Here is a 12,994-nt window from a genome sequence, read left to right on the forward strand (position 1 = left end):
TTAAGGGGGTGTGGGGGCTTAGCCTCACACCCCCCTTCGTCGGGCGCAGCCCCGATCAGAGAACCGCTCCGGGGTTGAGTATCCCGTGCGGATCCAGCGCATCCTTGATGCGGCGCGTGAGAGCCATCACGTCGGGTCCGAGCTGATCGGGCAGCCACGGCTTCTTCAGGCGTCCGACGCCGTGCTCACCGGTGATGGTGCCGCCGAGGCCGATGGCCAGGTCCATGATCTCGCCGAACGCGAGGTGCGCACGCTCGGATTCGTCGGGATCGGCGGGGTTGTAGACGATGAGCGGGTGGGTGTTGCCGTCGCCCGCGTGCGCGATGACGGAGATGAGCACCGCGCGTTGTGCGGCGATCTCGGCGATGCCCGTCACCAGGTCGCCGAGCCGGGGGAGCGGGACACCCACATCCTCGAGCAGCAGCGGCCCCTTGCGTTCCACGGCCGGAATGGCGAATCGCCGTGCCGCACAGAACGCCTCGCCCTCGTCGGGATCGTCGGTGCGGAAAGCCTCGGTCGCCCCGGCCTTTTCGCAGGCGGCCAGCATGATGTCGGCCTCGTGTCCCGCGTGCTCGCCGGGCGCGTCGGAGCGCGCCACCAGCAGTCCCGCCGCCTCCCGGTCGAGGCCCATGCGCAGCTCGTCCTCGACGGCGTTGATGGCCACCGAATCCATGAATTCCAGCATGGAGGGCCGCAATTGGCCGGTGATGGCCAGAATCGCGTCGGTCGCTGCGGTCAGCGTCGGGAAGGTGGCGACCACCGTGGACTGCGGCGGCTGCGCGGGCAGCAGCCGCAGCGTCAGCTCGGTGATGATGCCCAGCGTCCCCTCGCTGCCCACGAACAGCTTGGTCAGCGACAGCCCGGCGGAGTCCTTGAGCCGCGGCCCGCCCAGCCGCACCGCGGTCCCGTCCGCCAGCACGACCTCCATGCCGAGCACGTAATCGGTTGTGACGCCGTACTTCACGCAGCACAGCCCGCCGGCGTTGGTGGCGGCGTTCCCGCCGATCGAGCAGATCTCGAACGAGGACGGATCCGGCGGATACCACAGCCCATGCTCGGCCACGGCTTGCTTCACCTCGGCATTGAGCAGTCCGGGCTGCACCACCGCGGTCCGCGTCACGGTGTCGACGCTGATCTCACGCATCTTCTCGGTGCTCAACAAGAGCGCCCCGTTCTGCGCGGTGGCCCCGCCGGAGAGCCCGGTCCCCGCCCCGCGCGGAACGATCGGCACCCGGTGCTCGTGCGCCCACCGCACGGTCGCCGCGACCTGTTCGGTGGTCAGTGGCCTGACCAATGCGAGCGCGATTCCGGCATCGGGATCCAGCGCCCGATCCTGTCGATACGCGCCCAGCACATCCGGATCGGTCACCACCATGCCCGCTGGCAGTAGACCGCGCAGTCCGTCGAGATCGATGTCCACAAACCCGAAACTACGGGTTCCGGACACTTTTGTCCGGGACCCGTAGTCATCGAGTGAGTGAGGCTCAGTGCGCGGGAGCGGCCTTCGGCAGCGCCAGCGCCGCCGCGAGCACGACGGCCAGCACCGCGAACCCGCCGAGCGCGGCCATCTCCATCGCGGTCACGTACCCGCCGGTGCCGTGCTTCGCACCCAGCGCGCTGAAGAAGATCACCCCGAGAACCGTTGCGCCGATGGCGTTTCCGAACTGCTGCGAGGTGGTCAGCACTCCCGCCGCCATGCCCGCCTGCCGCGCCGGAATCCCCGACGACAGCACCGCCCCGACGACCGACGGAATGGTCAGCCCGTTCCCGGTGCCGACGATCATCATCCCCGGGATCAGGGCGAGCGCGGTGACGTCGGAACCCATCCCGAACAGCACGCCCAGCGTGATCGCCAGCCCGGTGAGACTGGTCAGCGTCCCGACCACCATCACCCGGTTCCCGATCCGCGCCGCCACCCGCGGCGCGAGGAAGAACGAGCTGCCCGCGAAGCACAGCCCCAGCGGCGCGAACGCCAATCCCGCGGTGAGCGGCGACAATCCGAGCCCGTTCTGCAGCATGAGGGTCAGGCACAACATGAATCCGGCGAAGAAGGTCAGGTATCCGCCCGCGATCACCAGCCCGAGGCTGAATCCGCGTTCGCGCACCATGCCGGTGTCGAGCACCGGTTCGCCACCGCGCGCCGTCAGCCGGTTCTCGTAGCGCAGGGTGAGCAGCAGCACCGGGATCGAGGCCAGCATGCTGACCCAGGTCCACACCGGCCAGCCTTCCGGCCGGCCCAGCGTGATCGGCACCAGCAGCAGCGCCAGCGCGGCCGAGATGCCCAGCGCGCCAATCGGATCCAGCTTCGGCCGATGGGTCTGCTCGTGCCGGGGCAGCCAGCGCGCGGCCAGCGCCGCCGCGACCAGCCCGATCGGGACGTTGATGTAGAAGATGCTGCGCCAGCCCCAGCCGAACAGGTCGAGGTCGAGCAGCACCCCGCCGAGCACCTGGCCCGACACCGCGCCGAGCCCGATGGTGGCGCCGAAAGCCGCCATGGCCCTGGGGCGTTCGTGCGGCGGGAACAGCGTGTTGATGAGCGCCAGCATCTGCGGCACCATGAGCGCCGCGGTGGCGCCCTGCAGGACGCGGAAGGCGACCAGCGCCCAGGCGGTGGGCGCGAGCCCGCACAGCAGTGAGGCGGCGGTGAAGGCGAGCATGCCGATCACGAACAGCCGCCGGTGTCCGTGCAGGTCGCCGAGGCGGCCGCCGGTGATCAGGCCCGAGGCGTAGGCGAAGCCGTAGCCGCCGACGATGAGTTCGAGCGCGGCTTCCCCGGCGTGCAGGTCGTGTTGCAGCGAGGACGCGGCGACGTTCACGACGAACCAGTCGAACATCGCCATGAACATGGCACTGAGGATGACGGGCAGGGCCCGCCAGCGGGTGGCGAACTCGAGCCCGACGGAAACCGCTGCGGCGGGCCGATTTTCGAGTGTGGTCACGTCGTTCTCCCGAACGTGAAGGGGGCGGAGGAGGCGTGGCGCGCCTTTGCGCCGAAGCTCGAAGCATGTAACTAACCGGTTGGTTACAGTTATTCCATCGAGCCCCGCCCCTTGTCAACCAGTTAGTTGGTTACCATCGAAGCCATGGCAGGCATCAGGGATCCCGAGGCGACGAAGGCGCGCATCTTCGAGGCCGCGACCGCGGAATTCGCGCAGTACGGGATCGCCGGCGCGCGTGTCGACCGCATCGCCCGCAATGCCAAGGCCAACAAGCAGCTCATCTACGCCTATTTCGGCGACAAGGAGAAGCTGTTCCATCAGGTCCTGGAGAAGACCATGCTGGCCGTCGCCGGTTCGGTCACCACCGATATCGAGGACCTCGACGCCTGGATCGATCAGCACATCGACTACCACCGCGAGCATCCCGAACTGCTGCGCCTGTTGCAGTGGGAGGCCCTGGAACTGGGCCGGGAGAACGCCTCGGCCGGCGAATTGCGTTGCGGCCGTTACCTGGAGAAGCGCCGGAAGGTCGAGGTAGCGCAGTCCAAGGGCCTGATGCGCGCGGACATGCCCGCCGGTCAGATCCTCATGCTGCTCATGTCGATGATCAACTACCCCATGGCCGTTCCGCAGGTCGCCGAGTTCACCCTCGGCCCCGATATCGATCCGGAGGCGCAGCGCGCCTGGATCAAGGACGCCATCCGCCGCATCGTGGCCCCGCAGGCCGTTCCTGGCCCGGCCCCGGACACCGAGGCGTAACCGCTCGTCCTCGCGCAGTACACTGCCGCCGTGTCCGATGCCAAGCTAGAAATCCAGATGCTGCACGACCGAGTGATGGTCAAGCTCAGCCCGGAGGCGGGCGAGCGCCGCAGCAGCGGTGGCATTCTCATTCCCGCCACCGCCCAGGTGGCCAAGCGCCTGTCGTGGGGCGAGGTCTGCGGCGTGGGCTCGCACGTCCGCGCGGTGTCGGTGGGTGATCAGGTGCTCTTCAGCGCCGATGACCAGTTCGAGGTGGAGATCCAGGCGCAGGCGTATTACGTGCTGCGCGAACGCGATCTGCACGCCGTCGCCAATACCCACCCCGAACACGGCACCGGCCTCTACCTGTGATCAGAGGGTCTTGACGGTCCCGCCGTCGATGACCAGATCCGCGCCGACGATATTGGCGGCCCGCTCCGACGCCAGGAAGGTGACCAGCGCCGCCACCTCGTCGGCCTCGGAGATGCGCCCGGAGGCGATGCCGAACTGTTCCGGGATCGCGGCCAGGAAGTCGTCCTGCGCAAGGCCGTTGGCCGCCGCGAGCTTCGCGCCGATCCCCTCGGATCCGTCCCAGATCGAGGTGCGGACCACGCCCGGGGACACGGTGTTCACCCGGACTCCGGCGGGCCCGAACTCCTCGCTGAGCCGCTTGCTGAAGGAGCTGAGCGCGGACTTGGCCTCGCTGTAGCCGACCGGCCCGACCGCGGGCAGCCGCGAGTTGATCGAGGCCACGTTCACGACCGCGCCCTTGCGTTCGATAAGGCTCGGCAGCGCCGCGCGCGTGGTGGAGACGACGCCGAAGAGGTTGAGGTCGAACATGTTTCGCCACTGCTCGTCCGGGATGTCGAGGAAGCCGCCGAGGGTGAGCTTGTCACCGTCGCCGCCGCCGACATTGTTGACGAGAATATCGAGCCCGCCGACCTGCTCCAGCGCCGACGTGACGGCCGCGACCGCGCCCTCGGTGGTGCTGAGGTCGGCGGAAACGGTTGCCGCCGCGACCTTTTCGAGCTCCGGCGTGATGGTCCGGGCAACGCCCACCACCCGCACGCCCTCGTCGGCCAGCGCTTCGGCGACCGCCAGCCCGATGCCCCTGCTTGCGCCGGTCACGAGTGCGGTCTTGCCGTTCAGTCCGAGATCCATGATCCTTGCCTTTCTTGAACTGTGGGTCAAAAACTGGGTTAAAGAAAAGGGCCGCCGGATGCGGCCCGATTCACAAGGGGGAGAAGGTATTCAGAGGGTGGACAGGGTGGTGTCGACGATCCGGTACAGCGTCGCGGCATCCGAGATCCGCGCCGATACGCGAAGGCCGCCGATCGCATTCATCAGGTACTCGCCGTAGGCGCGGGCATCGATCTCGGGCCGGATGTCGCCGTCGCGCTTGCCCTGTTCGATGCGCTCGGCGAGCACCTCGGTCATGTGCGCGTGGGCCGCTGCCACCGCTTTGGTGGCCGCAGGATCGTGCCCGCCGAGTTCGGCTGCGGTGTTCACCACCATGCATCCGCGCGGTACCGGCTGCGCCAGGTCGCTGTCCACGACCCAGCGCATCCAGGCTTGCAGCCGCTCGCGCGTGGTTCCGGGCTGGGACAACACTTCCCGGGCGAGGTCGGTGCCCATCCGGTCATACCGTGCCATGCATAGGTCGAACAACTCCCGCTTGCTGCCGAAGGCGTTGTAGAGACTGCCTTTTCCGATCCCGGTGCATTCGGCCAGCTGCGCGGGCGAGGTATTCGCGTACCCGTAGGTCCAGAACGCCTCCATCGCGCGCTCCACCACGGTGTCCGCGTCGAAGTTGCGTGGCCTGCCCATGAGTACGACCGTAGCCATTCTGGACCTTGAGGTCAATAACCCTCGGCGATAATCGCTCCCATGAAACGCAAGCTGCTGGTCGGCGGCGCGCTCGCGCTGGTGCTGCTGGTGCTGAGCTGTGTCGGTCTGTACGTGCTGATGAACTCGCGCACCTACCAGGTGGCAGGCCGGATCGTCCCGCGCGTGGACACCTCGGAGAAGATCGTCGCCCTCACCCTCGACGACGGCCCCACCGACCGCACCCCCGAAATCCTGAAAACCCTTGCCGACGCAGGTATTCCGGCCACCTTCTACCTCATCGGCAGCGAGCTGGCCGCCCATCCGGACCAGGGCCGCGCCATCGCCGAATCCGGCAACGAGATCGGCAACCACACCTACCACCATGAGCGCATGATCTTCGTGACGCCGGGCTTCGTGCGCGACGAGGTCGAACGCACCGACGCCGAGATCGCGAAAACCGGCTACACGGGCCCGATCACCTTCCGCCCGCCGAACGGCAAGAAGCTCTTCGCCCTGCCCCGATACCTGTCCAGCCACAACCGCACCACGGTCACCTGGGACGTCGAACCCGATTCCGGCAAGACCCCCACCACCGACGAAATCGTGACCGAGACCCTCCAGAAGGTGCGCCCGGGCTCGATCATCCTGCTGCACACCATGTATGCGACCGGCGCACCCTCCCTCGCCGCGATCCCGCGCATCGCGCAGGGGCTGAAGGATCAGGGCTACCGCTTCGTCACGGTGTCCCAGCTGCTCGCGCAGTAGGTGCGGAGATGTCTTGAAAAGGCAAAGGCCCGTGTCCTTTTCGGACACGGGCCTTTGTCGTTGACGACCGCTTACAGCGCCTTCAGTTCCTCGGTGACGGCACCGACGGACTTCTTGGCGTCGCCGAACAGCATGGAGGTGTGGTCGGCGTAGAACAGCGGGTTGTCGATGCCGGCGAAGCCGGAGTTCATCGAACGCTTCAGGACGATGACCGACTTGGCCTGGTCGACGTTGAGGACCGGCATGCCGTAGATCGGGGACGAGGCGTCCTCGCGGGCGGCCGGGTTGGTGACGTCGTTGGCGCCGATGACCAGGGCGACATCAGTGCGGGCGAATTCGCCGTTGATGTCGTCCATTTCCTTCATGGCGTCGTAGGACACCTCGGCCTCGGCCAGCAGCACGTTCATGTGGCCGGGCATACGACCGGCAACCGGGTGGATGGCGTACTTGACCTCGACGCCCTTGGCCTCGAGCAGGGCCGCCATCTCCTTGACCGCGTGCTGGGCCTGGGCGACGGCCATGCCGTAGCCGGGGACCACGATGACCTGGTTGGCGTAGGCCATCTGGATCGCGGCGTCCGCGGCCGAGGTTGCCTTGGCCTGCTTCTGCTCGCCGCCGCCGGAAGCGCCGGGAGCCGCTGCGCCACCACCGAATCCGCCCGCGACGATGGCCGGAATGGAGCGGTTCATGGCCTTGGCCATCAGGTTGGTCAGGATGGTGCCGGACGCGCCGACGATCATGCCCGCCACGATCATGGCGGTGTTGTTCAACGCCAAACCTGCTGCGGCAGCCGACAAACCGGTGAGGGCGTTGAGCAGCGAGATGACCACGGGCATGTCCGCGCCACCGATGGGCAGCACCACCATCAGGCCGAGGATGCCCGCGAGCACCAGCAGCGCGATCATCCAGTACTGCGGCACACCGTCATTGGTGGCGCCGATGCCGATCACCACGGCCGCGGCGATGGCTCCGGCCAGCAGCAGCAGGTTGAGTGGCTGTTGCAGTTTGCCGACGCTGATCGGGCGGCCCGATAGCAGTTCCTGCAGCTTGGCGAAGGCGATGATCGAGCCCCAGAAGGAGATGGAGCCGATGATCGCGGCGAACAGCGAGCCGATGACGATGTGCACCGACGGCTGCTCGTGAACGTTGGAAAAGCCCTTGGTGTCGATGAATTCGGCCCAGGCGATGAGCGCCACGGTGCCACCGCCGACGCCGTTGAACGCGGCGACCAGCTGCGGCATGGCGGTCATCTTGGTGAAGCGTGCGGGCGGAACACCCAGTGCCACACCGACGACCAGGCCCGCGACGATGATGATCCAGTTGCTGGTGTCACGGATGGAGATCAGCGTCGCGACGACCGCGATCACCATGCCGACGGCCGCGATCAGGTTGCCGCGCACCGCGGTCTTGGGACCGGTCAGGCCCATCAGACCGTAGATGAACAGCGCGAACGCGACGATGTAGAGAATATTGACCAGATTGTCCATGGCTTACTTGCCCGCCTTCTCGCTCGCAGCGGGCTTCTTGGCCTTGAACATGCCCAGCATGCGGTCGGTCACCACGAAACCACCGATGACGTTCAGGGTTCCGAACACCACGGCCACGAACAGAATGATCTGCATCAGCACCGACGGGTGCGACACCTTGCCGAACACCACCAGCGCGCCCAGCACCACGATGCCGTGAATGGCGTTGGTGCCCGACATCAGCGGGGTGTGCAGGGTATTGGGGACCTTGGAGATCACGGCGAAGCCGACGAACCCGGACAGCACCAGGATCGCGATATTCGCCAGCAATTCGGTGTACATCAGGCTTCCACCTCACGTGTCACGCAGGAATCCGCCAGCACCTGATCCTCGAAATCCGGTGCCAGCGCACCGTCTTTCAGCATGAGTTCGAGCAGGGCGGCGATGTTCTTGGAGTACAGCTCGCTGGCATGCTCCGGCATGGTGGCCGGCAGGTTCAGCGGCGAGGCGATGGTGACGCCATGGCGCACAACGGTTTTACCGGGTTCGGTCAATTCGCAGTTACCGCCGGTCTCGCCGGCGAGGTCCACGATCACGCTGCCGGGCTTCATGCCCTCCACGGCGGCGGCGGTCACCAGGCGCGGGGCCGGGCGACCGGGCACGAGCGCGGTCGTCACGACCACGTCGAAACCCTTGATGGCATCTTCCAAAGCCTGCTGCTGCTGGGCCTTTTCGTCATCGGTGAGCTCGCGGGCGTACCCGCCCTCACCGGCGGCGTCGATACCCAGATCCAGCCACTGCGCACCCACCGACCGCACCTGATCGGCGACCTCGGGACGCACGTCGTAACCGGTGGTCCGGCCGCCGAGACGCTTGGCGGTCGCCAGCGCCTGCAGACCGGCCACACCCACGCCGAGCACCAGCACGGTGGCGGGCTTCACGGTGCCCGCGGCGGTGGTCAGCATGGGGAAGAATCGGGTGGATTCGCTAGCGGCCAGCAGCACGGCCTTGTAGCCCGCCACGTTCGCCTGCGAGGACAGCGCGTCCATCACCTGGGCGCGGGAAATACGCGGAATCGATTCCACCGCAAAGGCTTGCACGCCCGCGCTCTTCAGCGCGCCGATCTTGTTGTCGGCGTTGCGGGGCGCGAGGAAGCCGATCAGCGTCTGACCCGATGCCAGCTTGGCGATCTCGGCGTCATTGGGCGGAGCGACCTTCACGACCACATCGGCGGACCACGGATCACCAAGCGTCGCACCGGCTTCGGTGTACGCCTCGTCGGGAATCAATGCGCCCAGACCGGCACCGGCCTCGACGACCACCTCCACACCCTGCTTCAACAGGGCCGGAATGATCTTCGGCACCAATGCGACGCGTCGTTCGTCCGGGTTCGTCTCACGAACCACGCCGACGGTCGCACCGCGGGGCGCAGCGGTCTGTGCGCTCTGCGTTGTGTCCACTTGTCAAACTTCCTTCTCGTGGTGAACCCAGGACCACCCTGGCGGGTCGGGCCGCGTCACCGGTCCAACGGTGGGCCGAACTTACTCCATAGTAAGTTCGTGAGAATTCTCGCAACTGTACCTGGTTCGCGGTGAGCGTAGCGGAGATGCCCATCACATGGTGTGGCGAGAAAACCGGACAACTCCATGCTCGGCCGGGGTCCCGTCGTGGACAAGTACGAACTATTCCATGCTGCTACTTACCGGTAGGTGTGTATCCAGTTGTGGCCGTGTCGGGGTCGTCTAGGGGGTGTCGCACATCACTTGTACGCCGTAATGTCTGGACGGTGAGTGGCTGCATCTTCTGCCGGATCGTCGCGGGTGACGCGCCGGCGACCAAGATCTACGAGGACGACACCCTGCTGGCGTTCCTCGACGTCCGGCCCATCACCCGGGGTCACACGCTGGTCATCCCCAAGCGGCACGCCACCGATCTGGACGAACTGGATCCGGCCGTGGGCGCGCTGCTGTTCTCCTTCGGCCATCGCCTGGCGAAATCCATGCGCCGCGCCGGACTCGGCGCCCACGGCGCGAACCTGCTGATCAATGACGGCAAGGCCGCCTTCCAGACCGTGCATCACGTGCACCTGCACGTCATTCCGCGGCACAACGGCGATTTCCTGCGCTTCGCCAGGGGTTTCGTGCTGCGCCGCCCGCACGACACCGAGCGCACCGCCACAGCCCTGCGATCCGGCCTGGACCGGCTCGCCGATGAGGAAAGGGAGACCACCGCATGACCGACACGGTGCCCGACCGCGCCGAGATCACGGCCCTCTTATCCGACCAGTGGGACGCCATTACCCGGCTGGTGGACGGCCTGGACGAAAACCGCTGGCGCACGGCCTCGCCGCTGCCCGGCTGGACCGTGTTCGACGTGGTCGCCCACGTGATCGGCACCGAATCGCTGCTGCTGGGCGAGCCGACCCCCGATATCGATGTGGCCGGGGTGCACATTCGCAATGACATCGGCGCGCTGAACGAGAAGTGGATCGACTCGCTGCGCCCGCTCGCCGGTTCGCAGCTGCTGGAACGGTTCCTGGAGGTGACCGGCCGCCGGTTGAAGGCCCTCGAGCAGACCACCCCCGGGGCCTGGGCCGAACTCGTTCCGACCCCGGTGGGCATGGCCCCCTACGGCCGGTTCATGCGCATCCGTCTCTTCGACTGCTGGATGCACGAGCACGATATCGCCGATGCGCTGGGCGTTTCCGTCGACGAGGGCGGATCGCGCGGGAGGGCGGCCTTCGCGGAACTGCTGCCCGCACTGGGCAAGGCGGTGGTCAAGGGTGCGGGCGCGCCGGATGGTTCACGGATCACCATCGAGCTGACCGGTCCGGTGCCGGGGCGGATCAATGTGGCGGTCGACGGCGGGCGGGCCGCTGTCGTCGAAACCCTCGACGCCCCGGCCACGGTCGTGGTCACCCTCGACTCCGGCCTCTATGCCCGCCTGCGCGGCGGCCGCACCTCGGCCGACGATCATGCCGACCGGATCACCGTCACCGGCGACACCGACCTCGGCAATCGCCTGGTCCGCAGCCTCGCCTTCACGATCTGATCCCATGCGACTGTTCCTGTCCAGCTACCACTTCGGCGCACACCAGAACCGGCTGCTCGAGCTGGTCGGCACGCCGGGCCCGGTGGCGCTCGTCCCGAACGCTTGTGACGGCTGGCCCGCGGCCTGGCAGAGCGCGGTCACCAGCGATCTGATTCCGCTGCGCCGCTTGGGCTTCCAGCCCGAGGTGGTCGACCTGCGCGAGTACATCGACCGCCCGGATGAGGTAGAGCGGCGGCTGCGCGAGTTCCCGATGGTCTGGGTGCGCGGCGGCAACACCTTCGTACTGCGCGCCCAAATGGCCCGCAGCGGAGCCGATCTCGCGCTGACCAGGCTCCTGGCCGAGGACGCCCTGGTCTACGGCGGCTACAGCGCGGGCGCCTGCGTCATGCAACCCGACCTGCACGGCATCGAATCCATCGACGATCCGAACGAGGTCCGCCCCGTCTGCGGCGTCGAACCGCGCTGGGACGGACTGGGTCTCGTCGACCGCCGCATCGTCCCGCACCTGGATTCCCCGACCGATCCGGACGGGTTATCTCGAAAACTGGTGCGGGAGTACGCCGCAGCAGGTGTGGAGCACTGGGCGCTCACCGACGACCACGTGGTAGTGGTCGACGGCGACCGCACCGAAGTTCTGACGTAGTTGGGGGTTCGGGGGCGAAGCCCCTGAGAGTTACGAGAGTTGTTCAATTCCCCTTGTGGCGAATGCCGTGGCCGAGTGCGACCGCGGCAGCGCCGAACGCGCCGATTCCCAACGTCGTGAAGCTGGCGACGTACGCGCCCTCGGTCGGGAAGGCGTGCCCGCCGAGATTCAGCACGTGCGCGGTCAGGATCGAGCCGGTGATCGCGCCCGCGATCGAACCGCCCGCGGTCCGCACCAGAGAGTTGATGCCCGAGGCGATCCCGCTCTCGCTCATCGGCACGTGCTGCACCGCGAGGCTGCCCAGCGCCGCGTAGCCGATGCCGAAACCGGTGCCCTGCAGGATCTGCGCGACGATCATGTCGTAACCGTGGTCGTGCGACAGCGCCAGCCACCCCATGGACAGCCCGGCGAACACCGAACCGATGGCCAGCGTGTAGGCAGGTCCGATCTTGGCCGAGATGCGGCCGGTATTGAACGAGAAGAACGTCATGAGCGCCGCGCTCGGAATGCCGTAGAGGCCGACCGAGAGCACGGTGCCGGACAGGCCGTAGCCGACCACCTTCTCCGGGGTCTGAATGAAGTTGGACACCAGCGAGAACGCGCCGAACATCGAGAAGCCCAGCAGCGCCGAGGCCACGTTGGCCGACAGCGACTGCGGCCCGACCAGCAGCTGCAGGCGCACCAGCGGCTGTTCGACCTTCAGTTCCACGAACACCCAGACGGCCGCCAGAACGGCAGCGGCGCCGAACAATCCGAGCACCGATCCGGAGCCCCAGCCCCAGCGCGGGCCCTCGCTGATGCCCAGCAGCAGGCAGATCAGCAGGGCGGCGAGCAGTGCCGCGCCGATGAAGTCGGGCTTGCCGCCGTGGCGGACGCCATTGTTCTTGGCGCTCACCTGAATCAGCACGGTGGCGAGCACGCCGAGGCCGGCGGTCAGCCAGAAGACCGGATGCGGGTCGGTGGTGTGGTCGGCGATGACGCCGGTGGCCAGCAGGCCGACGGTGCCGCCGACGCCCATGGTGCCGGACACGATTCCGATTGCGCCGACCAGTCTTTCGCGCGGGAAGGTGTCGCGGATGATGCCGATGGCCAGCGGGATCATGGCCGAGGAGATGCCCTGCAGGGCGCGGCCGAAGATGTAGACCGGCAGCGTGGTGGCGAAGGCGCAGACCACCGAACCGGCGATCAGCACACCCATGGCGACCATGACCATCGGCTTCTTGCCGTACATGTCGCCGAAGCGGGAGAGCAGGGGAGTGGCGACCGCGCCGGAGAGCAGGGCGGCGGTGAACAGCCAGGTGACCCCGGCGACATCGGTGTGCAGCTGGGTGATGAAGCGCGGCAGCAGCGGAATCACGACGGTCTGCTGCAGCGACACGACCAGACCTGCCGCACAGAGCGCGAGCAGAGTGAGGCCGAGGTGGGCCTTGGAATGGTCGTCGGGTTTGGTCCCGGCGACCTGACCGACAGCGGTCGTAGTCATGCGGTGATCCTTTGGCTTACTTACCAAAATTAAGTAAATGGGTTTCGTAAGATAACCACATGCCGGGACCGGAAGCCACAAA

The 12,994-nt window shown here is 67.2% G+C and carries 14 protein-coding genes; 6 read left to right on the top strand and 8 right to left on the bottom strand.

Annotated elements, in window-relative coordinates; genetic code table 11:
• Window positions 1–55: 55 nt before the first annotated feature.
• The gene (locus ON43_RS07250) at window positions 56–1,375 is read right to left on the bottom strand and encodes an FAD-binding oxidoreductase (RefSeq protein ID WP_051178103.1); all 1,320 of its coding nucleotides are present in this window, start codon (window positions 1,373–1,375) and stop codon (window positions 56–58) included.
• Window positions 1,376–1,484: 109 nt separating this feature from the next.
• Window positions 1,485–2,939 (bottom strand): MFS transporter, encoded by a 1,455-nt coding sequence (locus ON43_RS07255; protein ID WP_040805101.1) that lies wholly within the window; start codon window positions 2,937–2,939, stop codon window positions 1,485–1,487.
• Window positions 2,940–3,083: 144 nt separating this feature from the next.
• On the opposite strand from ON43_RS07255, the gene ON43_RS07260 reads away from it, so the two are divergent.
• Window positions 3,084–3,698 carry a TetR/AcrR family transcriptional regulator gene (locus ON43_RS07260; RefSeq protein ID WP_051178086.1) on the top strand — a complete coding sequence of 205 codons (615 nt, stop codon included), beginning with the start codon at window positions 3,084–3,086 and terminating at the stop codon, window positions 3,696–3,698.
• Window positions 3,699–3,728: 30 nt separating this feature from the next.
• A complete protein-coding gene (locus tag ON43_RS07265; RefSeq protein ID WP_033085091.1) occupies window positions 3,729–4,049 on the top strand; it encodes a GroES family chaperonin in 321 nt (106 codons plus the stop codon).
• Here ON43_RS07265 and ON43_RS07270 read toward each other — a convergent pair whose 3' ends face one another.
• Window positions 4,050–4,838 (bottom strand): oxidoreductase, encoded by a 789-nt coding sequence (locus ON43_RS07270; protein ID WP_040805102.1) that lies wholly within the window; start codon window positions 4,836–4,838, stop codon window positions 4,050–4,052.
• Between the two features lie 90 nt (window positions 4,839–4,928).
• The gene (locus tag ON43_RS07275) at window positions 4,929–5,504 is read right to left on the bottom strand and encodes a TetR/AcrR family transcriptional regulator (protein WP_040805103.1); all 576 of its coding nucleotides are present in this window, start codon (window positions 5,502–5,504) and stop codon (window positions 4,929–4,931) included.
• A 60-nt stretch (window positions 5,505–5,564) separates the two neighbouring features.
• On the opposite strand from ON43_RS07275, the gene ON43_RS07280 reads away from it, so the two are divergent.
• Window positions 5,565–6,269 carry a polysaccharide deacetylase family protein gene (locus ON43_RS07280; RefSeq protein WP_040805104.1) on the top strand — a complete coding sequence of 235 codons (705 nt, stop codon included), beginning with the start codon at window positions 5,565–5,567 and terminating at the stop codon, window positions 6,267–6,269.
• Between the two features lie 71 nt (window positions 6,270–6,340).
• On the opposite strand, the gene ON43_RS07285 is transcribed toward ON43_RS07280, so the two are convergent.
• From ON43_RS07285 to ON43_RS07295, 3 genes are read right to left on the bottom strand one after another with little or no spacing between them, the layout of a single operon-like run.
• On the bottom strand, window positions 6,341–7,756 hold the full coding sequence (locus tag ON43_RS07285; RefSeq protein ID WP_040805105.1) for an NAD(P)(+) transhydrogenase (Re/Si-specific) subunit beta: 1,416 nt from the start codon (window positions 7,754–7,756) through the stop codon (window positions 6,341–6,343).
• Between the two features lie 3 nt (window positions 7,757–7,759).
• Complete coding sequence (locus tag ON43_RS07290; RefSeq protein ID WP_040805106.1) at window positions 7,760–8,077, bottom strand: NAD(P) transhydrogenase subunit alpha part 2; 318 nt, start codon at window positions 8,075–8,077, stop codon at window positions 7,760–7,762.
• Window positions 8,077–9,195 (bottom strand): Re/Si-specific NAD(P)(+) transhydrogenase subunit alpha, encoded by a 1,119-nt coding sequence (locus ON43_RS07295; protein WP_040805107.1) that lies wholly within the window; start codon window positions 9,193–9,195, stop codon window positions 8,077–8,079. Before ON43_RS07295 ends, ON43_RS07290 begins: the two co-directional genes overlap by 1 nt.
• Window positions 9,196–9,521: 326 nt before the next feature.
• Here ON43_RS07295 and ON43_RS07300 point away from each other — a divergent pair, with 326 nt between their 5' ends.
• From ON43_RS07300 to ON43_RS07310, 3 genes are read left to right on the top strand one after another with little or no spacing between them, the layout of a single operon-like run.
• Window positions 9,522–9,971: an HIT family protein gene (locus ON43_RS07300; RefSeq protein WP_040805108.1), complete on the top strand. Its 450-nt coding sequence runs from the start codon at window positions 9,522–9,524 to the stop codon at window positions 9,969–9,971.
• Entirely contained in the window at window positions 9,968–10,786 is an 819-nt protein-coding gene (locus tag ON43_RS07305; RefSeq protein WP_040805110.1) for a maleylpyruvate isomerase family mycothiol-dependent enzyme, read from the top strand. Before ON43_RS07300 ends, ON43_RS07305 begins: the two co-directional genes overlap by 4 nt.
• Before the next feature lie 4 nt (window positions 10,787–10,790).
• Window positions 10,791–11,429: a Type 1 glutamine amidotransferase-like domain-containing protein gene (locus ON43_RS07310; RefSeq protein WP_040805112.1), complete on the top strand. Its 639-nt coding sequence runs from the start codon at window positions 10,791–10,793 to the stop codon at window positions 11,427–11,429.
• Window positions 11,430–11,472: 43 nt separating this feature from the next.
• On the opposite strand, the gene ON43_RS07315 is transcribed toward ON43_RS07310, so the two are convergent.
• Window positions 11,473–12,912 (bottom strand): MFS transporter, encoded by a 1,440-nt coding sequence (locus ON43_RS07315; protein WP_040805115.1) that lies wholly within the window; start codon window positions 12,910–12,912, stop codon window positions 11,473–11,475.
• Window positions 12,913–12,994: the final 82 nt, after the last annotated feature.

The sequence above is a fragment of the Nocardia concava NBRC 100430 genome (assembly GCF_000308815.1).
Classification (GTDB): Bacteria; Actinomycetota; Actinomycetes; order Mycobacteriales; family Mycobacteriaceae; genus Nocardia; species Nocardia concava.